Here is a 24,466-nt window from a genome sequence, read left to right as displayed (position 1 = left end):
GGATCGGCCAGCGTCGGCGTCAGGCCGCGACGATGTCGATCGACTGCAGCACGACGGGCTCGATGGGGCGGTCGCCCGCGGCCGTCGGCACTGCGGCGATAGCGTCGACGACAGCCTTGGAGGCGTCGTCGGCGACCTCGCCGAAGATCGTGTGCTTGCCCTGGAGCCAGGGAGTGGGGTCGGTCGTGATGAAGAACTGCGAGCCGTTGGTGCCCTCGGCCTTGCCGGTGATGGCGTTGCGACGCAGGCCGGCGTTGGCCATGGCGAGGATGTAGGGCTCGTTGAAGTTGAGCTCCATGTTGATCTCGTCGTCGAAGTTGTAGCCGGGGCCGCCGACGCCCTGTCCGAGCGGGTCGCCGCCCTGGATCATGAAGTTCGGGATGATGCGGTGGAAGACCACGTCGGAGTAGAGAGGACCCTCGCCCGGCTTGCCGGTGGCGGGGTGCGTCCACTCCTGGGTGCCGTCGGCCAGGCCGACGAAGTTCTTGACCGTCTTCGGGGCGTGGTCGCCGAAGAGGTTGATGACGATGTCACCGTGGTTGGTGTGCAGGGTTGCGACATGAGAAGCGTGAGCCATGCGTCCATTCTCGCAGAGCTTCCCATGAGTTGGCCCGCGTCTAGCGCTGATCATCGTTCGACGCAAGGGTTCGGCGATTCCCTCGCCCCAACCAGGGTCGCGTGGCAAGATGGGGAATCCGTACTCCAATCGACAGGAGAGCATCGTGAGCATCAGCCGCAAGCGGAAGAAGGAGCTGCGTCGTCTTCAGAACGACGCCAACCAGCTCTGGGAGAACCAGCAGGTCCTGGTCGGCCACGCCGCCGACGTCGCCCGTGAGGCCGGACGCCAGCTCGGCCACTTCGGCCGCGAGCAGGTCGGTCCTGTCGTGCAGGACACCTACAACCGTCGCGTCGCCCCGGTCGTCGACCGTGGCGTCCGGTTCGGACACCACGTCGTGGACGACAAGTTCGTCCCGATCGTCGGCGGAGTCGTCGGAACCGCGCTCACCGCGTGGGACGTGGCGAACGCCAAGCGTGAGGGTGTCGTGCGGAAGGTCCGGAAGGCCACCCAGCCCGAGCCCAAGGGCCCGGGCGTCGGCTCGATCATCGCCCTGATCCTCGGCGTCGCAGCAGCAGCCGGTGTTCTCTACGCCGCGTGGCAGGCACTGCGCGCGGACGACGAGCTCTGGGTCGCGGACGACCCGCTCTCTGCACCTGACGCGTGACCTCGACATCGGAACCCCCGGCCGCTGCGCCGGGGGATCTCCATGCTCGGGTGAGGGATGCCGCAGCCGCGCGCGGACTCGACATCGAGATCCGCGAGCGGCCAGCCGCCGAGAGCCTCTTCGAGGCGGCGGAGCTGCTCGGCATCCTGCCCTCGGGCATCGTCAAGACCCTCGTCGTCAAGCGCTCGGACGATACCTACCTGTTCGCGCTGGTTCCCGGCGGCAGGTCGATCTCGTGGCCCAAGCTGCGTGCAGTGGTCGGTGTGAACAAGCTGCGGCTGCCTGAACCGGATCTGGCCCTTGCGGCGACCGGCTACGAGCGCGGAACCATCGTGCCCATCGGCAGCACCACCGATTGGCCCGTCTTCGCTGACGCGTCGATCGTCGGACAGCGGATCGCCATGGGCGCCGGTGCCCACGGGTACAGCCTGTTCGTCGATGCCGACGACCTCATCGCCGCTTACGGCGCCACGGTGGCCGACATCTCGGTTCCCGAAGAGGCCCGCGACTGAGTCAGAGGATACCGGCCATCCGCAGCGCGATGTCGACCAGCTTCACCCTCTGCAGTTCCTTCACGGCCTTGAGTGGGAACCACTCCGCCATGTCGGTCGAGCCGTCGGCCTCGAACGTCAGCCTGCCGCCCGTGACCGATGCCCGGTACACGATGCGCAGCGTGTGCAGCGGCTGGTCTGACTCATTCACCCGCTGACTGGCGGGAATCACCCGGGAGTGGATGCCGAGCAGCTCTCCGACCTTGACCGTGTAGCCGGTCTCTTCGCGAAGCTCCCGACGCACAGCGTCTTCGGGTGCCTCACCCGCCTCGAGACCGCCACCGGGCATCGTCCAGGCGACCCGGCGTCCGTCGATCCAGCGCGCCAGAAGTATGCGTCCGTCGTCATCGGTGACGACCGCGTATGCCGCGACCCGCATGTCCATGCCCTCACACTAGTGGCGGCGGAGGCCATGGTCGCGTCTGATCCGTCTCAGATGACGCGTGCGCCTGCACCATGGTTCGCCGTCTCCACCGTCTCGGGGCCCGGACTCGGCTCACTGATGGCGAGATCGATCAGGAATCGAGAAGCACAGCCTGCCGTGGCATCCGTAGTGTGAGGTTCATCGCAGATCACGCCGAGAAAGGAACCGTCATGGCTGACAACGAGAAGAACTTCAGCGCCGAGGAACGCGAGGCCATGAAAGAGGCCGCGGCCGACAAGCGCAAGTCGAGGTCCCGGGCGAAGAAGAGCCCTGAAGAGGTGCGTGCCGAGGGGGTCGCCGATCTCGAGGCGGCGGTGGCGAAACTGCCGGACGACAAGGATCGCGAGCTCTCGCTGGCGCTGCACGGCCTCGTCACCGAGGTCGCCCCCGAACTGATGCCGCGCACCTACTACGGCATGCCGGCGTGGGGCAAGGACGGAAAGGTGCTCTGCTTCTTCCAGCCCGCGAGCAAGTTCAAGGTGCGCTACGGCACCTTCGGCTTCGAGCCCATCTCGAACCTCGACGACGGCACGATGTGGCCGACCGCCTATGCGCTGCTCGAACTCACCGCCGCGAACCGCAAGGTGCTCGCCGAGCGCATTCGCCTCGCCATCAGCTGAGTCGCCGTTCCCTGACCGGGGACCGAGCAGTAGCGTGGATGCCGTGAGCACACTGCCGTTCCCCGCCTCCGTATACGCCGCCCGACTCGACCGCGCCGCGTCTCTCGCCGCCGAAGCCGGTCTCGACGGGATAGTCGTGGGCCCGGGCCCCGACCTGCAGTACCTGGTCGGCGTCGAAGGTGACACGATCGAACGCCTGACGGCACTCGTGCTCGGTCCAGGGGTCGCTCCCACGATCATCGTGCCGAGGATGGAGCTGGCGAAGGTCAGAACCACCGCGGTGGGGGAGCTAGGACTCGCCGTCTCCGACTGGGTCGACGGCGAGAACCCCTACGACCTCGTGGCCGCCGCCCTGGGTGCCGTCTCGAGGGTGGGCGTCTCCGACGCGCTGCCGGCGCTTCATGTCATTCCGCTGGCCGATCGCATCGACGTGCGCGTCGAGCTCGCGACGCCGGTGCTGCGTGAGGGGCGCATGATCAAGGATGCCGAAGAGATCGCCGAGCTGCGGCTGGCCGGCGCGGCGATCGACGCCGTGCACCGGCGCGTGCCCGAGTGGCTGCGTGCAGGGCGCACAGAGCGCGAGGTGGCGGCCGACATCGCCGAGGCCATCGTCGCCGAGGGGCACCGCACCGTCGAGTTCGTCATCGTCGGCTCGGGTCCCAACGGCGCCGACCCGCACCACGAAGTGTCGGACCGCGTGATCGGCGACGGAGAGGTCGTGGTCGTCGACATCGGGGGAGCAGTGCCGAGCGGATACAACTCCGACAGCACCCGCACCTACGTGGTCGGCACCCCCGACCGCGGGGCCGCCGATCGCATCGCCGTGCTCGTGCGCGCCCAGCAGGCCGCGGTCGATGCTGTACGGCCAGGGGTGACGGCCGAGGAGGTCGATGCCGCAGCGCGGTCGGTGCTGGCCGACGCAGGGCTCGGAGAGGCCTTTCTGCATCGCACCGGCCACGGCATCGGCGTCTCGGTGCACGAGGAGCCGTACATCGCGCCCGGCAACGATCTCGTGCTGCGCGAGGGCATGGCCTTCAGCATCGAACCCGGGATCTACTTCGCGGGCGAGTGGGGGGCACGCATCGAGGACATCGTCGTCGTGACCGCTGACGGATGCGAGCGCCTGAACGTCGCACCCCACGGGCTCACCGCGGTCTGAACTGCACCGACAGGTCATCGGCTCACGAAAGATCAAGCCCCTTGGTCGGGGTGATCAGAGTGGCGAGACTGTCACCATGGCATCCGACGACAGCCCTGACAGCGACGATGCGCGGGGCCCTGAGCACACCGCAGACGGGCACCATGTCATCATCGATGGCCGGCGATGGCGGGCGACGGACCCGACGATCCCCGACTCGTTCCGCCAGGAGCTTGTCGACGAGCTGATGGCCGCTCGTCGTGCCGTGAAGGCTCAGGATCCCGATGCGAGACGCCGGGTGCAAGATGCGAAGACCGCGCTGGGTGAACGCGGGGCATCCTGGTGGGACGACCGCACGGGCGACGGCTTCGACGAGAGGATCGCCGCAGCGCTCCGCGCGCTCACGCGCAAGCGGAACGAGTCCTCGATCTGTCCGAGTGACGTGGCCCGAACAGTGGGCGGGGCGTCGTGGCGATCCGTGATGCCTGATGTGCGGCGGGTCGCCGCCGAGCTCGCAGACCGCGAAGAGATCGTCGTGACCCAGAAGGGCGAGACGGTGAGCATCCGCGAGGCTCGAGGTCCCGTGCGGATGGTGCGCGGACCGAAGATCTGATCACGGGCGGTTCTGCGGCGGCATCCCGGGTTCAGAGCTCGTCGTGGTACCCACTGTAGGGGAAGTCGACGTCACCGGTGTCGCGCGGGTCGTACGCCACCGACGCGACGCTGATCGTCACCTGGGTGTTCGGGGTGATCAGCACGCTCACGGCCCTGTTCCCGACCACGACCAGGTCGACGAACGTGCCGGAGGTCCTCGTGGCCGACTCGATACGTTCTCGCAGATCGTCGACATCCTGATCTTGGGAGAGCTGGAAGCTCGATCCGTCGAACACGATCTCGGTCTGGATCATCGTCTCCCCGTCAGTCATGCGTGCACGCTACGCCTCTGACCTGGAAGTGTGAAGGGGGGTTGATAAGTGAGTTGTTAACAGGTCCCTCCACAGCTGTGGACTCGAAGAGCGCCGTCTGATGCAGACTCACGGAGTTGTTAACAGGGTTGTTAACACCTGTGGAGGAGCGCAGATCGCCTAATCTAGGGCGGCTGTCTCGGCGATCAGGTCGAGTCGATCGAGAAGCAGCTGTCCTGTTCCACTCATCGCCGAGACGGCATTCACGGTGACCAGGAGGGCCACGAGTGCGAAGAAGATGACACCGGGGAGGCTTCGCCGGGAGGTGAGTGTGATGACGAGCGCCACCAGCGCCCCGATGATCGCGATCGTCTGCCCTGCGACCGAGGCGAAGGCCATCCGCAGCGCGGAGTCGACCGTGAGCGGTCCGTAGCTGTTCAAGGATGCGGAGAGTGCGATCGGGATGACGAAGAGGCTCATGATGAGGACGAAGCGGCGTCGGGCGAACCAGCGCGGTGCGCGGACCGCGACCTGAGCGTGATCGGTCGCCGTTGCACTCATCCCCGCATCGTACCCGCCGAGCACACGCGAAGGGAGAAACGAGAAGGCCCCGCACTAGGCGGGGCCTTCTCGAACTGTCTCAACACAGTGTGGAGCCTAGGAGATTCGAACTCCTGACATCCTGCTTGCAAAGCAGGCGCTCTACCAACTGAGCTAAGGCCCCGTGAGGGAATTTATTGAGTTGAGGAGTGGGCCCACCAGGACTTGAACCTGGGACCTCTTCATTATCAGTGAAGCGCTCTAACCGCCTGAGCTATGGGCCCGTCAACCTCCGAAACTTTACCGGAGATTCCTCGAAATACCCAATCGAGGGCAGGGCACCGGCGCGCCCCTGCCCTCGATCGTGGTCAGCGCCCCGGGCGGACGGTCACGCTGCCGGCCGAAAGCGTGACGTCGATCACGTTCCGGGTGTCGGATGACTGATCGACCTTCGCGTCGAGCGAGCCGGCGCTGACATCCTGGGTGATCGAGTAGGACTCGTCCGGAACAGTGAGATCCACCGACCCGGCGCTCACGTCGATCGTCGTCTGCGACGGGGCACGTCCGGTCAGCTCGACGTTGAGATCGCCCGCTGAGACGCTGAGGTCGGCCTCGTCGACGCCGTCGAGCAATGCGTCCGCACGGCCCGCGCTCATGTCGATGCTGAGGCTGCCCGCGGCGCCTTCGACATCGAGGGCACCCGCGTTGACGGTGACGTCGAGGGCGCCGAACTCTCCGACCACATCGAGGCTGCCCGCATCGAGTGTGAGGTCGGCGTCGAGCCGCGCATCGAGAAGGTCTTCGGGGAGAGTCAGCACGGCCGACTGGTCGTCGCCGAACCAGCTGCCGAACCACCATCCGAACCGGAACTCCGGGCTGCGCACGACCAGGTCGTCGCCGTCGCGCTCGAGAGTCCATGCGGGGCCCCGAGCGTCGGTGACTGCGAGACGGGCCTCGTCGACGTCTCCGAACTCGACGCGCATGTTTCCCGCATCCACGTCGAGGTCGATGCCCTCGATTCCGGAGACATCCTCGGTCAGGACCGAGTCGCTGCCCTGCGTGGAGCCCATCATGCTGCCGGTCGCTGCGAAGGCCGCTGACCCTCCCGCGCCGAGGAGCGCGATTCCGCCGACGATCGCCGTCACGATCATGATGGCCGTCGTGCCCGATGAGCGTCCGGCATCGGCGGTTGCCGCCTGAGCGGGAGCAGCGGCGGGCGCCGGTGCCGGCTGGTCGCCCTGAGGCGCAGATGCCGGCGGCGGAGTGAGGGGGGTGTGCCCGCCCTGGAAGTCGTCGTTCGTGGTCATCGTCCCAGTCCTGTCTGTCCGGTCGGCGTGGTGCCGCCCGTGTTCTCGATGTGTGCGAGGGCCGCCAGCACGCGTCGGTTGCCCGACTCGCCCTGCTCGAAGCCCAGCTTCTGGAAGATCGCGGTGATGTGCTTCTCGACGCTCGCCTCCGAGAGGAAGAGCAGGCCGGCGATCGCCTGATTCGACTTGCCTTCAGCGATGAGCGAGAGCACTGTGCGCTCGCGCTCGGTGAGTCGCTGCATGCGGTCGTCGCGGTTGCGGCGGGTCAGCAGCTGAGCCACCACCTCGGGGTCGAGCACCGTCGCGCCCTCCGAGATCCTCTGCACCGAGGCGAGGAACTCCGAGACGTCGGCGACCCGATCCTTGAGCAGGTACCCCAGCGGCCCACCCTGCGCGGCGATGAGGTCGGACGCATAGCGCTCCTCGACGTACTGCGAGAGCACGAGAAGCGGAAGCGCCGGGTTCGTGACGCGCAGTCCGAGCGCGGCACGGATGCCCTCGTCGGTGAACGTCGGGGGCAGCCGCACATCGAGGATGCAGAGCTCGGGAGCTGTCTCGATCACGGCTTCACTGAGACCGCTGGTGTCGGGCAGAGCCGCGACCACACTGTGGCCGGCGTCCTCGAGCAGTCGCACGAGTCCCTCGCGCAGCAGGACGGAGTCCTCGCAGATCAGGATGCGCATGGCACGTTCACCTCCAGGCTGGTCGGACCGCCGACGGGGCTCTCGAGGCGGAAGGTCCCGCCGGCCGCCAGGACGCGGTTCGCGATGCCGTCGAGGCCACCGCCCGGCTGCACCTGTGCACCGCCCATGCCGTTGTCTTCGACACGAGCCCAGAGCACCCCACCGTCGCGGAGACGAACGGTGACCCGCGCCTCGCTGGCTCGCGAATGCTTGGCGGCGTTCGTGAGCGACTCGGCGATCGAGAAGTACACGGCGGCCTCGGCCTCGCGGCTGCAGCGTCCGTCCATCCTCACGTCGAGCTGCACGGGGATGTGCGACCGGCCGGCAAGGGCAGACAGGGCTGCGTCGAGGCCTCGATCATCGAGGACGGAGGCGTGGATGCCACGGGCGAGCTGTCGCAGCTCGGTGATCGCAGCCTTGGTCGAGGTGTGCGCCTCGGCGATCAGCTCTTTGGCGGCATCCGGATCGTTGTCGATCTTCTGCTGCGCGAGCCCCAGGGTCATGCCGACCGAGACGAGGCGCGGCTGGACGCCGTCGTGCAGATCCCGCTCGATGCGGGTGCGCTCGACATCTGCGGCGCGCACCGCGCCCTCACGCTGAGCGGTGCTGGTGCGCACTCGCTCGGTGAGCTCTGCCTCACGGCTGCGAACGACGATGGCGAGCGAGAGCACCCGGTTCAGGAGTGCCAGGCCGATCATTCCGGCGAGGCAGGCTGCGATGCCGAGGATGCCGATGAGCGGGGCCCACGCCGGATCGATGCCGCCTCCGCCGAACGGGCCCATCACGGCGTCCGCTCCGGTGAGAGGTGCGAACGAGATCGTGATCGACCAGACCAGGCCGAAGGCGAGGCGCAGCACGATCCAGCCGAGCACGGCGGTGATCGCGAAGTTCGCGAGGGCTCGCCACATGCGGCCGTCGATGGCCTGTCGTCCGAGCGAGCGCAGCCAACCCGAGAATCCGGGGCGGTCCCTCTGGCGCCACCGGAGCGGAGTGATCGGCGAGCGGTAGAGGGCGCTGACCCGCGCCACCTCGAACCAGCCCACACCGAAGAGGGCGTAGACCAGTCCGACGAGCAGCACGATGCCGACGCCCGCCACGAAGAGCAGGCCGAGGCCGGTGCCGAGGAGTCCGGAAAGAGTCGCGAAGATGAAGCCGCCGATGACTCCGATTCCTGCGAGGTGCAGGATCGTGAGCACGATGCGCAGCGGCGGCTTCGTGGCCGTCGCCGGTGGTGGCGTGGCAGTGTGTGTCGTCATGGTTCAAAGGTACGGCGGCACCGATCGGGCCGACACCGAGCCAACCAGACACCCGGCTTCGGGTTTTCCCTACTCCGACGGAGAACAGAAAGAGGGGCGGATGCTGAAGCATCCGCCCCTCTTCGAATCCGGAGGATCAGTTCGACATGAAGCCGACGAGCAGACCGCCCGTCACCTTCACAGCGACGTTGTAGATGCCGGCGACGACCGCGCCCAACACCGTGAACACGATGAGGTTCAGGATCGAGACGACGGCGGCGAACGCCATCACCTGCGGCAGACCGGCCACCTCGGAGATGCGCACCGAGTTGTCGGTGATCGCACCGACGATCTCGTCGGCCTGGGTGAGGAGTCCCGTCGCCTGGAGAACCAGGAAGATCAGGAAGAACGACACCATGGTGACGATCGCGAGTGCGACCGCTCCGAGGAACGAGAGCTTCACGGCCGACCAGAAGTCGACATAGACGAGACGCAGGCGCACCTGCTTGCCACTGGTCTTGCGCGTGGACTTCTTCGCCAGCTTGTCGGCTACTGTGCTCATGCGTCTGCTTCCTCAGGGTTCTCGTTCGTCTCGGGGGCGGTGGACTGGGCGTCCACCTCAGCCTCATCCGATTCGTCTTCTTCGGTGAGGCCCCGCTCGCCGTTGCGGGCGATGGCGAGGATCCGGTCGGCTTCCGTCGTCCGTGCGAACACCACTCCCATGGTGTCTCGGCCCTTGGCGGGCACCTCGGCCACGGCAGAGCGTACCACCTTGCCGCTGGACAGAACCACAAGGACCTCGTCGTCGGACGAGACCATCAGACCACCGGCGAGAGTGCCCCGATCGTCATGCAGCTTCGCCACCTTGATGCCGAAACCACCACGTCCCTGGACGCGATATTCCTCGACGGCCGTGCGCTTCGCATAGCCGCCGTCGGTCACAACGAACACGAACTGCCCAGGAGCTGCGACGGATGCCGACAGCAGGCTGTCGCCCTCACGGAACTTCATGCCCTTCACACCGGCGGTCGCACGTCCCATCGGCCGCAGCGCATCGTCGGTCGCGCTGAACCTGACCGACATGCCACGACGGCTGATGAGAAGGATGTCGTCCTCGGCGTTCACCATGAGCGCCGAGACCAGCTCGTCCTCGTCGTTCAGACGGATCGCGATGACGCCGCCCTGGCGGTTGGTGTCGTACGTGTCGAGGCGCGTCTTCTTGACGAGACCGTCGCGCGTCGCGAGCACCAGATAGTCGGCGACCTCGTAGTCGCGGATGTCGAGCACCTGCGCGATGTTCTCGTCGGGCTGCAGTGCGAGCAGGTTCGCGACGTGCGTTCCCTTCGCGTCGCGACCGGCCTCGGGGACCTCATAGGTCTTCGCGCGGTAGACGCGCCCCTTGTCGGTGAAGAACAGCAGCCAGTGGTGCGTCGTCGTCACGAAGAAGTGCTCGACGATGTCATCCGCTCGCAGCTGTGCGCCCTTGATGCCCTTGCCGCCGCGGTGCTGCGAACGGTAGTTGTCGCTCCGCGTGCGCTTGATGTACCCGGCGCGGGTGATGGTGACGACCATCTCCTCTTCGGCGATGAGGTCTTCCATCGAGACGTCGCCGTCGAAGCCGTGCAGGATGTGCGTGCGGCGCTCGTCGCCGAAGCGGTCGACGATGCCCGTGAGCTCCTCGCGGATGATGTCGCGCTGCAGCGCCTCGTCGGCCAGGATCGCCTGGTATTCGGCGATGAGCCGCTCGAGCTCTGCCGCCTCGTCGAGGATCTTCTGCCGCTCGAGTGCCGCGAGGCGACGGAGCTGCATGTCGAGGATGGCCTGGGCCTGGTCGTCGTCGATGTCGAGGAGCTTCTTCAGTCCCTCGCGGGCGTCCTCGACCGTGGCCGAGCGACGGATCAGCGCGATGACCTCGTCGAGCGCGTCGAGCGCCTTGAGATATCCGCGCAGGATGTGCATGCGACGCTCGGCCTTCGCCAGACGGAATCGCGTGCGGCGCACGATGACTTCGAGCTGGTGCGTGATCCAGTAGGTGACGAATCCGTCGAGCGCCAGCGTGCGCGGCACGCCGTCGACGATCGCCAGCATGTTCGCGCCGAAGTTCTCCTGAAGCTGGGTGTGCTTGTAGAGGTTGTTGAGCACGACCTTCGCGACCGCGTCGCGCTTGAGCACGACGACGAGGCGCTGACCCGTGCGGTCAGAGGACTCGTCGCGGATGTCGGCGATGCCGCTGATCTTGCCGTCACGGACGAGGTCGCCGATCTTCACGGCGACGTTGTCGGGGTTGACCTGGTACGGCAGCTCGGTGATCACGAGGCAGGTGCGGCCCTGGATCTCCTCGACGTTGACGACCGCGCGCATCGTGATGGATCCGCGGCCGGTGCGATAGGCCTCGTGGATTCCCTTGGTGCCCAGGATCTGGGCGCCGGTCGGGAAGTCGGGGCCGGGAACGCGCTGGATCAGCCCGTCGAGAAGCTCGTCACGCGGAAGGCCGGGGTTGTCGAGAGCCCAGAGCGCGGCATCCGAGATCTCACGCAGGTTGTGCGGGGGGATGTTCGTCGCCATGCCGACGGCGATTCCGACCGAGCCGTTGACGAGCAGGTTCGGGAACCGTGCGGGCAGGACCGTCGGCTCCTGGGTCTGGCCGTCGTAGTTGTCCTGGAAGTCGACGGTGTCTTCTTCGATGTCGCGCACCATCTCGAGCGCGAGCGGAGCCATCTTGGTCTCGGTGTATCGGGGAGCCGCGGCGCCCATGTTGCCGGGAGAGCCGAAGTTGCCCTGGCCCAGCGCGAGCGGGTACCGCAGCGCCCACGGCTGGACGAGACGCACGAGGGCGTCGTAGATCGCCGTGTCACCGTGGGGGTGGTACTGACCCATGACCTCGCCGACGACGCGGGCGCACTTCGAGAACGACTTGTCGGGGCGGAATCCACCGTCGTACATGCCGTAGATCACGCGGCGGTGCACAGGCTTGAGACCGTCGCGCACGTCAGGGAGGGCACGTCCGACGATCACGGCCATCGCGTAGTCGAGATAGCTGCGCTCCATCTCGAACTTCAGGTCGACCTGGTCGATGTTTCCGTGGTCGTGTGCCGGGGGCTCGGGGCGTACGTCGTCAGTCATGTGTGTTGTCGATTCCGGTCGTTAGTCGAGCGAATGCAGGGCGCGGAGCGCCTCAGATGTCGAGGAAGCGGACGTCCTTGGCGTTGCGCTGGATGAAGTTGCGTCGTGATTCGACGTCCTCACCCATCAGCACGCTGAAGATCTCGTCGGCCGCCGCGGCATCCTCGATGGTCACCTGGCGGAGCGTCCGCGTGGTGTGGTCCATCGTGGTCTCCCACAGCTCCTTGGCGTTCATCTCGCCGAGACCCTTGTAGCGCTGGATGCCGGCATCCTTCGGGATGCGCTTGCCGTTGTCGAGGCCGAACTTGAGCAGGGCATCGCGCTCTGCGTCGCTGAACACGTACTCGTGCGGCTGGTTCGACCACTTGAGGCGGTACAGCGGCGGCATCGCGAGGTACACGAAACCTGCCTCGATGAGGCCGCGCATGTAGCGGAACAGCAGCGTGAGCAGCAGCGTCGTGATGTGCTGGCCGTCGACGTCGGCATCCGCCATCAGCACGATCTTGTGATAGCGCGCCTTCTCGATGTCGAAGTCCTCGCCGATGCCGGTGCCGAAGGCCTGGATCATCGCCTGGACCTCGCGGTTGCCGAGCGCCTTGTCGAGACGAGCTCGCTCGACGTTGAGGATCTTGCCGCGGAGCGCGAGGATCGCCTGCGTGTGCGGGTCGCGTCCCTGCACTGCCGAGCCGCCGGCCGAGTCACCCTCGACGAGGAAGATCTCGCTGATCGAGGGGTCCTTGCTCGTGCAGTCCTTGAGCTTGTCCGGCATCGCCGCCGACTCGAACACGCTCTTGCGACGTGCGGTCTCGCGCGCCTTGCGAGCAGCCAGACGTGCGGTCGCTGCGTCGAGCGCCTTGCGGATGATGTTCTTCGCCTGCGCCGGGTTGCGGTCGAACCAGTCGCCGAGCTGATCGCCCACGACCTTCTGCACGAACGCCTTGGCCTCGGTGTTGCCGAGCTTGGTCTTGGTCTGGCCCTCGAACTGGGGCTCGCCCAGCTTGATCGAGATGACAGCCGTCAATCCCTCGCGCACATCGTCACCCGAGAGGTTGTCGTCCTTCTCCTTGAGGATGTTGTTCGCACGCGCGTACTTGTTGACCAGTGTGGTGAGCGCGGCGCGGAACCCCTCTTCGTGGGTGCCACCCTCGTGCGTGTTGATCGTGTTCGCGTAGGTGAAGACGTTCTCGGTGTACGAGGTGGTCCACTGCATCGCGACCTCGAGTGAGATCTTGCGCGCCGTGTCCTCGGACTCGAACGCGATGATCTCGTCGTTGACGACCTCGGCGTGACGCACCTTGTTCAGGTACTCGACGTAGTCGACGAGCCCGCGCTCGTAGAAGAAGACATCGCCGGGCTGCTTGATCGTGGTCACACCGGCTTCTTCGACCTCGTAGGCCGAGGACGCGCGCTCGTCGAGCAGCTCGATGCGGAGTCCCTTGTTGAGGAACGCCATCTGCTGGAAGCGCGTGCGCAGGGTGTCGTAGTCGAAGTCGGTCGTCTCGGTGAAGATCGAGGCATCCGGCCAGAACGTGATGCTCGTGCCGGTGTCGTCGGTCGCCTCACCCTTGATGAGCTTCTGCTGCGGCACTCCACCGTCGGCGAAGCTGTGCCGCCAGACGAAGCCCTTCTGCTTGACCTCGACATCGAAGCGGGTCGAGAGGGCGTTCACGACGGAGGAGCCGACGCCGTGCAGACCACCGGAGACGGCGTACGCACCGCCGCCGAACTTGCCACCGGCGTGCAGGATCGTCAACACGACCTCGACCGTAGATTTCGACGGGTCGGAGGAGTGCGGGTCGACCGGGATTCCGCGGCCGTTGTCGATGACTCGCACGCCGCCGTCCTCGAGCAGCGTCACGAAGATCGTGTCGGCGTAGCCGGCGAGAGCCTCATCGACGGAGTTGTCGACGATCTCGTAGACCAGGTGGTGCAGACCGCGCGGACCCGTTGATCCGATGTACATGCCGGGGCGCTTGCGCACCGCCTCGAGTCCCTCGAGGATCTGGATAGAATCGGCACCGTACTCGCCGGGCTGCTTGATCTTGGGGGAGATCGATGTGGACCTGTTCTCCGCGTCGGCGGGAGTCTGGGTCTCTGCGCCCTGTGAGGGGTCAGGGGTTTCCCCGGTGGTCGATTCCGTCTCGTCAGCAGGGAATTCAGGCGTCATCAGAGGGCATTCTCCACATCGATATCACGAACTCCCATTCTAGCGGTCTTTCGAGTCGAAATCCCGCTGAACGGCCGTGTGTGGCCCTCTGAGCCTCTTGAACCCCCTGGACGGTGCCCTACCCGTAGGTATCGCGCGGGCCCCGTCCTGGAACGACTCTGGGACCCCATTTCCACGAGGGTACGTCCGGTCCGATGAAGCGGAGGTTCTCGACCCCCGCATCCGGATACCGTCGACCGATCTCGGTGAGGATGGTCCCGCGCATGTACTGCAGGTTCTTCGCCCAGGCCGTCGAATCGCACTTCACGGTGAGCACCCCGCGTTCGAGCGAGACCGGTTCGGAGTGCTTCGCCGTGTCGGTGCCCGCGAGATCGGCCCACTGCCTGACCAGGTCTTCACGGGCGAGAGTCTTCTGCCACCCAGAGTCGCGGCTGAGCTTGTCGAGCACCGCCCCGAGAGCACCAGGGTCACGACCGGGCGTGAAGGGGGCGTTGTCGTCGTCTGTGACGATGCGACGCTTGCGCTTCCACGTCTTCGAACTCGGGGCGAGACCACGCAGGCGCAGATAGGTCGCGACCGTCTCGGGTGTCTCGGATGCCGGAACGGGTGGGGTGTCACTCATCTGGCACCTCCCTCTCGTCGCTGATGGTTCCGGCCGAGATCCTCACCACATGGGCATGGAGCACCTCGGGGATATCCTCCTCCACCGCTGCGGTCACGACCACCTGCTCATACCCCGCGGTGAGCGCGGCGAGGCGCTGACGGCGGTCGGCATCGAGTTCGGCGAACACGTCGTCGAGAATCAGCACGGGGTCGCCGGCGGGGGACTCGCTGCGCAGCAGCTCGGCCGACGCGAGGCGCAGAGCGAGGGCCACGGACCAGGATTCTCCGTGGGACGCATAGCCCTTCACTGGCAGACCCCGAACTTTGAGAACGAGATCATCGCGATGCGGGCCGGTGAGGGTGAGCCCGCGGTCGAGCTCGTTCGATCGCTTGGCGAGCAGGGCGGCGTGGAACATCTCGGCGATGTCTCCCGAGGTCTCAGCCGGCGCATCGACTCCTTCTTCAGGGTCTGCACCCCGCACCGAGAGCGCCCAGTCGAGCTGGGGACGGTGGTCTTCGCCGGCGATCGCCGCGTATGCCTCTGCGACCGGAACCTGGAGGTCGGCGGCCAGACGCTGACGCGCAGTGATGATCTCTGCTCCGAGGGAGACGAGCTTGTCGTCCCACACATCGAGGGTGCTCAGGCCCTCGCCCTTGATGCCCCGCGCGCGCGCCGACTTCAGGAGGGCGTTGCGCTGCTTGAGCACACGATCGTAATCGGCGAGCACCGACGACATGCGAGGCGTGCGCTGGATCAGCAGCTGGTCGACGAAACGACGGCGGGAAGACGGATCACCGCGCACGATCTGCAGATCTTCCGGGGCGAACAGCACCACATGCGCATAGCGGGGAAGCTCATTGGTCTTCGAGGGCGAGCCGTTGATGCGTGCCTTGTTCGAGCCCTGCTTGTTGAGCTGCACCTCGATCAGCACCTTGCGTTCGCCGTGCGAGAGGCGTGCGCGGATGATGGCGAAATCCTGACCTTCGCGCACCATCGGCGCATCCGAGGAGACTCGGTGAGAGCCGAGAGTGGCGAGGAAGACGACGGCCTCTGCGAGGTTGGTCTTGCCCTGACCGTTGCGGCCGACCAAGACGTTCGGGCCCTTGTGCAGGGCGAGATCTGCGGTCGCGTAATTGCGGAAGTCGACCAGGCTCAGGTGTTCCACAATCACGCTGTCAGCCTACCTTCGGGGTCTGACACCGCTGTCGCCGCGCGGAAGCGCGCCCGTCGCAGGATCAGCGGAGCAGCAGGTTGGGCTGCAGCAGGTACTTGAACGAGTCGAGACCAGCCTGATCGACCGAGGTCTGGCTCGTGATCAGCACCGGGCTGAGCTTATTCGCATTGTCGCTCGAGGTGAACGTGACCCGGACGAACTCGCTCTTGACCGCTCCGAGTGCCTCGATGAGGTACTGCGGGTTGAGGCCGAGAGTGACGTCGTCGCCACCGTTCAGGATCGCGTCGACGGATTCCGACGCGCGTGCGTGCTCGCTGCCCGATGCATCCATCGTGACGCTGTCGGACGTGAACGTGAACCGCAGCGGAGCTGCGCGATCCAGCACGAGCGAGACACGGCGCACCGCTTCGACCAGGTCGGCGGTGTTGACGACCGCATAGTGCTCGGTCTGCTCGGGGAAGAGACGACGGACAGGCGGGAAGTTGCCCTTGATCAGCAGCGATGTGACGGTCTTGTTGCCCGCCGTGAAGGCGATGATCTCGCGGTCGCCGGCTCCGGAGAACGCGATCTGGATCGTTCCGGCGTGACCGAAGGTCTTTCCGACCTCGAGAAGCGTGCGTGCGGGAACCAGTGCGCTCGCCTCGACTGCCTCGCCATCCCACGGGACGTCGCGGAGCGAGACACGGTAACGGTCGGTGGCGACCAGGCTGAGTGTGTGCCCGGAGACCTCGAGCTGGACACCGGTGAGCACGGGAGTGACGTCGTCACGAGACGCGGCGAAGCCGACCTGGGCGATCGCGGTTCCGAAGTCATCGGCGGGAACGACACCGGACGAGCCGGAGACCTCGGGAATGGACGGATATTCCTCCACCGGCATGGCTGCGAGAGTGAATCGTGCCGAGCCGCAGGTGACCGTGATGCTGCCGTCGTCCTCGACGGCGATCTCGATCGGCGCGTTGGGGAGGCGGCTGGCGATATCGGAGAGCAGTCGTCCGTGGACGAGGATCGTGCCGGGTGTGTCGACCGTGGCTTCGATGGTGGTCCGAGCGGATGCTTCGTAGTCGAAGGCCGAGAGCGTGAGTCCGGATCCGTCTGCCTCGATCAGGACTCCGGCGAGGATCGGCTGGGGGTTGCGCTGCGGAAGCAGCTTGACGACGAAGGACACAGCCTCGCTGAAGACATCGCGGTTGACCTGAAACCTCACTGGTGCTCCCTTGTCGTCATTCTGAGACGTGTCGTCATCGGTCCTGCCTGTGCAGGGCTTCCCATGCTAGCCCCACAGTCGGGCGTATCCCTACGACCGGTGCAAACCTCCGGCCCGTCGGACTTTCCCCACCGTCTGGTGATCGGATCGCCCTTGAATTGAATTAACTCCTTAACGGTGTTAACACCTGTGGATACTGTGGATAACTCGGTGGAAAGCAGACGCGAGTAAGGAACTACACGGTTGTCAGTTGTGGAAACCCTGAGGAATCCGCGGGTGGACAGCTTCCCCTCGGTCATGCGGTCTCCCATAGTTATCCACAGGTTCGACGGTTTCACACACATCCGTCCCGATGTTGAGCCGAGTCATCCACAAGTTATCCACATGTGCAAACTGGCATCGATCCAGCACGTCATGTGCCTCTCAGACGCACCGAAAGGGGGTCGTAGCGTCCCATCGGAAGCTACGACCCCCTTTTTCGAGGTGTCGAGGGCTCAGCGTCGACCGAGCTGTGTGGTGATCTCGGTCACCTGGTTGTAGATCGAACGACGCTCCTTCATGAGCTCGCTGATCTTCTTATAGGCGTACATGACCGTGGTGTGATCCCGGTTGCCGAACAGCTGCCCGATCTTCGGGAGCGAGAGGCTGGTGCGCTCCCGGCACAGGTACATGGCGATCTGACGCGACGTGGCTATCTGCTGCGACCTGCTCGAGCCGTAGAGGTCGTCGACGGTCAGCTTGAAGTACTGCGCGGTCGCGGTGATGATGTCGGTCGGCGAGATGATGTTGTCCTCGGCCGTGTCGATGATGTCCCGTAGAACGGTCTGAGCGAGGGAGATGTCGAGCGCCGAGCGGTTCAGGCTGGCGAAGGCCGAGACCCTGATCAGCGCGCCCTCGAGTTCGCGGATGTTCGACGACACCACGGTGGCGATGTACTCGAGTACCTCATCGGGAATATGAAGGGCTTCGCTCTGCGCCTTCTTGCGCAGGATCGCGATTCTCGTCTCGAGGTCGGGGGCCTGGACATCCGTGATCAGGCCCCACTCGAACCGGCTGCGCATGCGGTCTTCGAAGCCCGTCAGGTGTTTGGGGGCGACGTCGCTGGTGATCACGACCTGCTTGTTGTGGTCGTGGAGCGTGTTGAAGGTGTGGAAGAAGGCTTCCTGGGTCTCGGCGCGACCCTGAAGGAACTGGATGTCGTCGATCAGGAGGATGTCGACATCGCGGTACCGGGCTTGGAAAGCTGCACCTCGGTTGTTCGCGATCGAGTTGATGAAGTCGTTCGTGAACTCCTCACTCGACACGTACCGGACTTTGACGCCTGCATAGAGCGACTGGGCGTAGTCACCGATCGCGTGCAGCAGGTGGGTCTTGCCGAGGCCCGAGTCACCGTAGATGAAGAGCGGGTTGTAGGCCTTGGCCGGCGCTTCGGCGACAGCGACGGCTGCAGCATGAGCGAACCTGTTGGACTGCCCGATGACGAAGTTGTCGAAGGTGTACTTGGGGTTGAGGCGTGACTCATGACGCTGCTGCGTCGGCTGCTCCATCGGAGATTCGACGCGCATCTGCTCCTGGCGGCCGTAGTCCGCGACGGCGATCGGCGCGGTCGGCTGCTCGGCGAGCTCGTGATTCACCACGACTCGGTACGAGGTGACCTCGTCGCCGATGTGAGAGAGAGCCTCCATGATCGGCAGCCGCAGCCTCTTGTTGATCTGCGCGGCGGTGAGATCGTTGGGGACCTCGAGATAGAGCGTCGCCGCCATCACGCCGGCCGGAACCGCGAGACTGAGGAATCCCTGGAGCTGAGGGGTGACTCTGTCATCCGCTTCGAGGAGCTCCTGCACCGTGGTCCAGATCGGAACGTCGGGCTGGGCAGGTGATGACATGACGCTCCGTGCTGAGGGGACGACGGGCCGTCGGGATGACGCGGCTCGCCTGTGGATAACTTCGGATGCCACGGTAGTCACCACGGCTGTGAACGGCAACCTGCCCACGGAAATCCGCGCGCGTGTTGCGCATACGTGCACGCCACAGGTTGTGGATAATAGCTGTGCGGATCCTGGCAGTGTCCGGTACGAAGCGCGCAGATTTGCTCTGCGCGCCGCCAGGACGTACCCTTAATCGGTTGACTTATGCCTGAATGGCAGATCCCTATGTCTCCGGTCAAAATGATCCCGGTGGCAGCATTCCCGGAGTGATTTTCATGAGCAAGCGCACCTTCCAGCCCAACAACCGTCGTCGCGCCAAGAAGCACGGCTTCCGTCTTCGCATGCGCACCCGCGCCGGCCGTTCGATCCTTTCGGCTCGCCGCGCGAAGGGCCGCACCGAGCTCTCCGCGTAGATCCCTGTGCTCGCCCGCCCGTTTCGTGTGACCCGCGGGAGCGACTATCGCCTGGTCGTTCGACGCGGATCCCGTTGTGGCGGAGCCAAAGTCGTCACCTCGATGCTGACGACGGGCGAGAACAGAGCCGCGAGGTTCGGATTCATCATCAGCAAGCAGGTGGGCACCGCTGTGGTGCGCAACACCGTGCGTCGGCGACTCAAAGCCGTGTGTGCGGATGCGCTGGCGCGGGTCCCCGAGGGCACGGATGTCGTCATCCGTGCCCTTCCTGCATCCGCAACCGCCAGCTATGCCGAGCTCAGCGCCGATGTGAATCGCTGCCTCGACCGTCTCGCGCAGGCTCGACCGTGACGGCGCTTCCGGCATCGTCGATCGGCGACGCGCACCTTCAGACGGGTGATGTGCTGCGCAGCATCCCGTTGATCCCGAGAAACCTCGTTCTGGGGTTCCTGACCGGGTATCGCCGGGTGATCTCTCCGATGTATGGAGATGTCTGCGCCTATTACCCATCCTGTTCCGCTTACGCTGTAGGTGCGGTGCAACAGCATGGCGCGGTGCGGGGAGCGATGCTCTCGGCATGGCGCATCCTCCGTTGCAATCCCTGGAGCCACGGCGGCGTCGACGACGTCCGTCCGCACCAACACTTCCGTTATGACCTGACCGCTCGCGGTTTCGTCGTCCCTGCCCGAAAGGATTGATCGGTGGGTCTTGACCTTCTGCTCGCCAGCGCAACACCTTCGCCGGAGCCTGCCTCCGGCGGCTTCGATCTGATCGGAACCATCCTCTGGCCCCTCAAGTGGGTCGTCGAGCTCGTGCTCGTCGCCTGGCACTGGCTGCTGACCGCGGTCGGTCTTCCGGCGGCATCCGGTCTGACATGGGTGCTCTCGATCGTCGGCCTCGTGATCGTGGTGCGTGCTGCGCTGATCCCGCTGTTCGTCAAGCAGATCAAGAGCCAGCGGAAGATGATGGAAATCGCTCCTGAACTGCGAAAAGTTCAGGAGAAGTATCGCGGCAAGAAGGATCAGCTGTCTCGCGAGGCGATGAGCCGCGAGACCATGGGGCTGTATAAGAAGCACGGCACGACGCCGATGTCGAGCTGTCTGCCGCTTCTGGTGCAGATGCCGATCTTCTTCTCGCTGTTCAGTGTGCTCAGCGACGTCACCAAGCATCACAACGCCGGCACCGGTGGTGTTGGCCTGCTGAATGCAGAGCTCACCGAGCAGTTCTACGACGCGAAGCTCTTCGGCGTCGCCTCCCTGCACGAGACTCTCGGCAACGCGGTGGATGCGGGCAACACCACGGCGATCATCATCCTGGTCACGCTCGTCGTGCTCATGATCGCATCGCAGTTCTTCACGCAGCTGCAGATCATCTCGAAGAACCTGTCGCCCGAGGCCAAGACCGGCCAGGCGTACCAGATGCAGAAGATCATGCTCTACGTGCTGCCTCTCGGCTTCATCTTCTCGGGCATCTTCTTCCCGCTCGGCGTCGTCGTCTACTGGTTCATCTCGAACCTCTGGACCATGGGTCAGCAGTTCCTCGTCATCCGCGAGATGCCTACTCCCGGGTCTGAAGCAGCCAAGGCACGCGAAGAGCGACTCGCTCGCAAGGGCAAGGCGATCGACGGATCCGGCAAGGTCGTTCCCATGGCTGCGTATGAAGCAGAGCAGCAGCGTCTGCTCGAGGAAGCCGAACGAGCGAAGGCTCAGGCCCCCAAGCGTCAGCAGCCTGTGGGCAAGAAGCGTTCGAAGAAGAAGGGGAGCGGTTCGTGACCGACAACGTGACCGAGACCGTGGAGCCCACGGTCGCCGAGCTCGAGAACGAGGGCGACGTCGCAGCTGACTACCTCGAGGAGCTGCTCGACATCGCTGACATCGACGGCGATCTGAACCTCGACGTCCGCCAGGGCCGCGCATATGTGTCGGTCGAGGCTGAGGGAGATGGACTGGCACTGCTTTCGGCGCCCGACACGGTGCAGGCTCTTCAGGAGCTGACGCGTCTGGCGGTTCAGAACAAGACCGGTTCTTTCTCGCGACTGATCCTTGATGTCGGCGGGTCTCGCGACGCGCGTCGTCGCCAGCTCGAGACACTTGTGAACGCCGCGGCTGCGAAGCTCGATGATGGCGCCACGCAGGCCTCCCTGCCCGCGATGTCGAGCTATGAGCGCAAGCTGGTTCACGATATCGCCGCTGATCAGGGTCTTGTCTCGGAATCATACGGCGAAGGCGCTGACCGTCACACGGTTCTGCGCCGTCGTTGACGTCGAGTGAAGTACCTGATCGAGAAGCTGTCGTGAGTGACGTCGAGGCTGAGCCTTCCGTAGCGGCCGAGCTGTTCGGGGATCGGGTCGAACTGGCACGCCAGTTCGGCGCCGCCCTGACTGAGCATGGCGAGGAGAGGGGTCTGATCGGGCCCCTCGAGCTTCCGCGTCTGTGGACCAGGCACATCCTGAACAGTGTCATCGCTGCTCCCTTGTTCCACGGATCCGTTGCGGACATCGGCTCCGGTGCGGGACTGCCTGGAATCGTGCTCGCGATCGCCCGCCCTGACGTGCAATGGACGCTCATCGAACCGATGGAGCGCCGTGTCACCTGGCTGAACGAGCAGGTAGCGGAATTGAGCCTCGACAACGTCGAGGTTCTCCGAGCTCGTGCCGAAGATGTGCGTCGACCAGTGGGATTCGATGTCGTCACCGCGCGGGCGGTCAGCGCTCTGAAGACGCTGATCCCGCTCACCGCTCCTCTCGTGCGTGACGGTGGTGAACTGATCCTGCTCAAGGGCATGAATGCTGGCAACGAGATCGACGCAGCGCAGAAGCAGATCAAGAAGTTCCACCTGTCCGATGTGCGCGTCGAGACTCTCGGAGAGAACGTGATTCCTGAGACGACGCGAGTAGTGCGGGCTGTCATTCGATAAGTGCTGTCGACGGCTCGAGGAGCTTCTTCGTTCTGCTCTGGCGGGGATGATGCTGCGGGGGCGTGCAGTGAGCTCGCCCATCGGTGGGAACGCTGGCTGATTTCTGCATCCCACGCGCGGGACGCCCAGGTAGCGTGAATCTCATTGCTGTGCGTCAGCAATGATCATGAATCAGCGCTTTCGGTGGCTGGTATGGGTTCATTACTGCGTTCATGTGAGCATCATTGGCGTTTCACGTGAAACATGTTGTCTGAACGCGTGGAGAGCGCGGCGCGCGAAGGAACGCGGCAACTCAGCACCAGGGTAGGAGTGCTCGACGCCATTGTCGCGCGGGGATACGTGTCGATGCCAGGCGCCTTGTCCAACGACCAGCCGTCCCGGTAGACCACCAATCGCGGGGGTGTACGGTGGGGAGTTTGCCCGCGGGTAGTTGGTATCGCTGGGCGTGGCGCACTTCGCGGAGACGACCTATCGACCGCGGGTGTGTTGTGTGCCCTTCGATGGCTGGCTTGCGCCACGGCTCCATCTCGCGTTGTCGGCAGGCCGACTGCGACACATATTCTGGCAGGATCGTCGCTCAAGTGAGGGAGCATGGAGTCGAATCGCGCGGAGAGGCGAATGCCTGAGTACTTGTGTGGCCTCGTGAATGGTCGGCCACCTGCCGTGCCGTGGCAGTCGCGGGGAGTGGGTGGGGTACTTGTACCGGTGCGCGCGTGCGCCTGTTTCACGTGAAACACACTGCTCTGAACCAGGACCAGTCCGGCGCAGGAAGGCAGCATGATGCAGCCTGAGTTGGGTGTTCCGTTCAAGACGGCGGTGGGAGTGGTTGACCTCGGTGTGGGATTGGGGCTGGCCGTCTCGAGTGTTTCACGTGAAACACGCCGTTGGAAGAACTACCTTCGCCCTTGAGCAGCTGGCCCATTGAACGTCTTGCCGATGCCGACGGTCGGGACCGCGTGATCTCATTGGCGACGGGGTGGGGTGTATTCACCCGTCGTCGCGTTGGATCGCAAGCAGGCAGGATGCTGGCAGGTGTTTCACGTGAAACACATCCTTCTTTCGGGCTGCCGTTCAGGCAGGCGCCGAACACTCTCTTGAGATGGCAACAGGCTCTCGGAACAATTCAGGGTGAGTCGGGGAGTGTGCGAGACCCCAGTTCGTTGAGGTCGTGGGACTGTGGGGCGACGTTAGTGCCCGCCAGTGTTTCACGTGAAACACGGCAGTCGTGCTGTGGCGTGCGGTGCAGATCTGATTGACGTAATGGGCTGCCAGTCCCAGGCGGGTGTTGGATGCGGTGCAAGCCAATCAGACTTGCGTGGTACGTGGTACGTGGTACGTGGTACGTGGGGCGGCGGGCGGCGGGAACCTATCGCTATCGATCGCGCCGCTAATGCTGGCTAGTGCTGTACAGGAAAAGCCAGGCTGGGCGTGTCGTGATTCGCTAGACGGGCTGTAATGCCAGCGCGCGGGCTCTGCCTGTCGTGCAAATCAGCAGGGGCGCCCGGCGCTGACATCCTGTCGAGGTGGTGGCGGGGTCGATGGGGGGACATCGCTGCGGTACAGCTGCTGCGTGATCAGCATCAGCATCACCATGGGGAGCAGCATCGGGAGCGGGACGCGCAGTCTGTGCCGGCGCGCGGGCAGGGCCGTGGATAGGAAGCGGGGACTCGTTCCAGACGAGACGAGTGACTCCGTAGACCACTCGTGCGACGTCACGGCCGAGATTGCCGAAGCAGACCCCGGCGTACGTGTGCGATCTCAGACCAGCCGGCAGTAGGAGAGGACTAAACGATGGGTGTCGAGATCCGTTCGTGCCGGGGGTGGTGTCGTCGCCTGTTTCACGTGAAACAGGCGGGCCTGTGCTGCCGACGCCAGGGGTGAGCAATCAAAGCCGCCAGCCAGCAAGACTGCGAACACGCGATGACTTGCACGCATGGTTTCGGACTGACCCGACAAGGGTATGGGGAGTAGGCGTCGTCAAGGCGATCCACTCGACGTGGCTCGCTTACCTCTGCACAGAGCGACTGCGTGGCCCAGTCGAGGGGGATCGGGTTCACCACTGACCCGCTGACAAAGAGAATTCTGGCGGGCGGCGGACACTAACGGGCAGCCGCTTGAGAGTTTCACGTGAAACGGCGACACTGACTGACCACGGGACGTAGGCCTAGGAACCCGCTGGTCGCCGTTGTCGAGGGTGCCTAGATCGCCAACGAGGCGTGGATGGTGCTGCGGGCTCAATTCTTGGGGCTGCGCCTCGGTCGGCGCATAGATATCTCACGCTGGTTCTTGCCTCAAAGGCTGTGGAGTTCTA

At 65.0% G+C, this 24,466-nt stretch carries 25 protein-coding genes and 2 tRNA genes; 11 read left to right on the top strand and 16 right to left on the bottom strand.

Annotation, left to right across the window (positions count from 1 at the left end; all coding sequences use genetic code 11):
* Positions 1–19: 19 nt before the first annotated feature.
* Positions 20–577 carry a peptidylprolyl isomerase gene (locus RQG82_RS06315; RefSeq protein ID WP_311258255.1) on the bottom strand — a complete coding sequence of 186 codons (558 nt, stop codon included), beginning with the start codon at positions 575–577 and terminating at the stop codon, positions 20–22.
* Between the two features lie 145 nt (positions 578–722).
* On the opposite strand from RQG82_RS06315, the gene RQG82_RS06310 reads away from it, so the two are divergent.
* Complete coding sequence (locus RQG82_RS06310; RefSeq protein WP_311258254.1) at positions 723–1,223, top strand: DNA helicase; 501 nt, start codon at positions 723–725, stop codon at positions 1,221–1,223.
* Positions 1,224–1,273: 50 nt separating this feature from the next.
* Positions 1,274–1,735 carry a YbaK/EbsC family protein gene (locus RQG82_RS06305; RefSeq protein WP_311258327.1) on the top strand — a complete coding sequence of 154 codons (462 nt, stop codon included), beginning with the start codon at positions 1,274–1,276 and terminating at the stop codon, positions 1,733–1,735.
* 1 nt (position 1,736) lies between these two features.
* Here RQG82_RS06305 and RQG82_RS06300 read toward each other — a convergent pair whose 3' ends face one another.
* Positions 1,737–2,159 (bottom strand): NUDIX hydrolase, encoded by a 423-nt coding sequence (locus RQG82_RS06300; protein WP_311258253.1) that lies wholly within the window; start codon positions 2,157–2,159, stop codon positions 1,737–1,739.
* A 209-nt stretch (positions 2,160–2,368) separates the two neighbouring features.
* On the opposite strand from RQG82_RS06300, the gene RQG82_RS06295 reads away from it, so the two are divergent.
* The 3 genes from RQG82_RS06295 (at position 2,369) to RQG82_RS06285 (ending at position 4,569) form a co-directional block, all read left to right on the top strand.
* Positions 2,369–2,818: a hypothetical protein gene (locus RQG82_RS06295; RefSeq protein WP_311258252.1), complete on the top strand. Its 450-nt coding sequence runs from the start codon at positions 2,369–2,371 to the stop codon at positions 2,816–2,818.
* Positions 2,819–2,861: 43 nt separating this feature from the next.
* Positions 2,862–3,977 carry a Xaa-Pro peptidase family protein gene (locus tag RQG82_RS06290; protein ID WP_311258251.1) on the top strand — a complete coding sequence of 372 codons (1,116 nt, stop codon included), beginning with the start codon at positions 2,862–2,864 and terminating at the stop codon, positions 3,975–3,977.
* Positions 3,978–4,053: 76 nt separating this feature from the next.
* Complete coding sequence (locus tag RQG82_RS06285; RefSeq protein ID WP_311258250.1) at positions 4,054–4,569, top strand: DUF3253 domain-containing protein; 516 nt, start codon at positions 4,054–4,056, stop codon at positions 4,567–4,569.
* Positions 4,570–4,600: 31 nt separating this feature from the next.
* On the opposite strand, the gene RQG82_RS06280 is transcribed toward RQG82_RS06285, so the two are convergent.
* The 14 genes from RQG82_RS06280 to dnaA form a co-directional block, all read right to left on the bottom strand.
* The gene (locus RQG82_RS06280) at positions 4,601–4,882 is read right to left on the bottom strand and encodes a hypothetical protein (RefSeq protein WP_311258249.1); all 282 of its coding nucleotides are present in this window, start codon (positions 4,880–4,882) and stop codon (positions 4,601–4,603) included.
* Between the two features lie 159 nt (positions 4,883–5,041).
* Positions 5,042–5,422 carry a hypothetical protein gene (locus tag RQG82_RS06275; RefSeq protein WP_311258248.1) on the bottom strand — a complete coding sequence of 127 codons (381 nt, stop codon included), beginning with the start codon at positions 5,420–5,422 and terminating at the stop codon, positions 5,042–5,044.
* A 90-nt stretch (positions 5,423–5,512) separates the two neighbouring features.
* Positions 5,513–5,585 (bottom strand) — tRNA-Ala (locus tag RQG82_RS06270).
* 26 nt (positions 5,586–5,611) lie between these two features.
* A tRNA-Ile gene (locus RQG82_RS06265) sits at positions 5,612–5,685 on the bottom strand.
* Positions 5,686–5,769: 84 nt separating this feature from the next.
* A complete protein-coding gene (locus RQG82_RS06260; protein WP_311258247.1) occupies positions 5,770–6,708 on the bottom strand; it encodes a DUF4097 family beta strand repeat-containing protein in 939 nt (312 codons plus the stop codon).
* A complete protein-coding gene (locus tag RQG82_RS06255; RefSeq protein WP_311258246.1) occupies positions 6,705–7,391 on the bottom strand; it encodes a response regulator transcription factor in 687 nt (228 codons plus the stop codon). Before RQG82_RS06255 ends, RQG82_RS06260 begins: the two co-directional genes overlap by 4 nt.
* On the bottom strand, positions 7,379–8,647 hold the full coding sequence (locus RQG82_RS06250) for a histidine kinase (protein WP_311258245.1): 1,269 nt from the start codon (positions 8,645–8,647) through the stop codon (positions 7,379–7,381). The genes RQG82_RS06255 and RQG82_RS06250 overlap by 13 nt, the downstream gene beginning before the upstream one ends.
* A 136-nt stretch (positions 8,648–8,783) precedes the next feature.
* Positions 8,784–9,188: a DUF3566 domain-containing protein gene (locus tag RQG82_RS06245; RefSeq protein WP_042541050.1), complete on the bottom strand. Its 405-nt coding sequence runs from the start codon at positions 9,186–9,188 to the stop codon at positions 8,784–8,786.
* Entirely contained in the window at positions 9,185–11,749 is a 2,565-nt protein-coding gene (gene gyrA, locus RQG82_RS06240; RefSeq protein ID WP_311258244.1) for a DNA gyrase subunit A, read from the bottom strand. Before gyrA ends, RQG82_RS06245 begins: the two co-directional genes overlap by 4 nt.
* Before the next feature lie 52 nt (positions 11,750–11,801).
* Positions 11,802–13,916, bottom strand: coding sequence for a DNA topoisomerase (ATP-hydrolyzing) subunit B (gyrB, locus tag RQG82_RS06235; RefSeq protein WP_311258243.1), 2,115 nt, complete (start codon positions 13,914–13,916; stop codon positions 11,802–11,804).
* A gap of 118 nt (positions 13,917–14,034) precedes the next feature.
* Positions 14,035–14,538 carry a DciA family protein gene (locus RQG82_RS06230; protein WP_311258242.1) on the bottom strand — a complete coding sequence of 168 codons (504 nt, stop codon included), beginning with the start codon at positions 14,536–14,538 and terminating at the stop codon, positions 14,035–14,037.
* Complete coding sequence (gene recF / locus RQG82_RS06225; protein WP_311258241.1) at positions 14,531–15,691, bottom strand: DNA replication/repair protein RecF; 1,161 nt, start codon at positions 15,689–15,691, stop codon at positions 14,531–14,533. Before recF ends, RQG82_RS06230 begins: the two co-directional genes overlap by 8 nt.
* Before the next feature lie 64 nt (positions 15,692–15,755).
* Positions 15,756–16,898, bottom strand: coding sequence for a DNA polymerase III subunit beta (gene dnaN / locus RQG82_RS06220; protein ID WP_042541557.1), 1,143 nt, complete (start codon positions 16,896–16,898; stop codon positions 15,756–15,758).
* Positions 16,899–17,392: 494 nt separating this feature from the next.
* Positions 17,393–18,784 carry a chromosomal replication initiator protein DnaA gene (gene dnaA, locus RQG82_RS06215; protein WP_311258240.1) on the bottom strand — a complete coding sequence of 464 codons (1,392 nt, stop codon included), beginning with the start codon at positions 18,782–18,784 and terminating at the stop codon, positions 17,393–17,395.
* 317 nt (positions 18,785–19,101) lie between these two features.
* On the opposite strand from dnaA, the gene rpmH reads away from it, so the two are divergent.
* The 6 genes from rpmH to rsmG are packed head-to-tail and all read left to right on the top strand — an operon-like array spanning position 19,102 to position 22,155.
* Positions 19,102–19,239 (top strand): 50S ribosomal protein L34, encoded by a 138-nt coding sequence (rpmH, locus tag RQG82_RS06210; protein WP_042541555.1) that lies wholly within the window; start codon positions 19,102–19,104, stop codon positions 19,237–19,239.
* Between the two features lie 6 nt (positions 19,240–19,245).
* Complete coding sequence (rnpA, locus tag RQG82_RS06205; protein ID WP_311258239.1) at positions 19,246–19,590, top strand: ribonuclease P protein component; 345 nt, start codon at positions 19,246–19,248, stop codon at positions 19,588–19,590.
* Positions 19,587–19,937, top strand: a complete 351-nt coding sequence (gene yidD, locus RQG82_RS06200) for a membrane protein insertion efficiency factor YidD (protein ID WP_311258238.1) — start codon at positions 19,587–19,589, stop codon at positions 19,935–19,937. The genes rnpA and yidD overlap by 4 nt, the downstream gene beginning before the upstream one ends.
* Positions 19,938–19,940: 3 nt before the next feature.
* Entirely contained in the window at positions 19,941–21,011 is a 1,071-nt protein-coding gene (yidC, locus tag RQG82_RS06195; RefSeq protein ID WP_311258237.1) for a membrane protein insertase YidC, read from the top strand.
* Positions 21,008–21,499 (top strand): R3H domain-containing nucleic acid-binding protein, encoded by a 492-nt coding sequence (locus RQG82_RS06190; RefSeq protein ID WP_311258236.1) that lies wholly within the window; start codon positions 21,008–21,010, stop codon positions 21,497–21,499. The genes yidC and RQG82_RS06190 overlap by 4 nt, the downstream gene beginning before the upstream one ends.
* Positions 21,500–21,531: 32 nt before the next feature.
* The gene (gene rsmG / locus RQG82_RS06185; protein ID WP_311258235.1) at positions 21,532–22,155 is read left to right on the top strand and encodes a 16S rRNA (guanine(527)-N(7))-methyltransferase RsmG; all 624 of its coding nucleotides are present in this window, start codon (positions 21,532–21,534) and stop codon (positions 22,153–22,155) included.
* Positions 22,156–24,466: the final 2,311 nt, after the last annotated feature.

Origin of the sequence: Microbacterium sp. WCS2018Hpa-9 (assembly GCF_031843745.1) — a bacterium.
In the GTDB taxonomy this organism is placed as follows: Bacteria; Actinomycetota; Actinomycetes; order Actinomycetales; family Microbacteriaceae; genus Microbacterium.
This window is presented reverse-complemented; position numbering and strand designations above follow the sequence as displayed.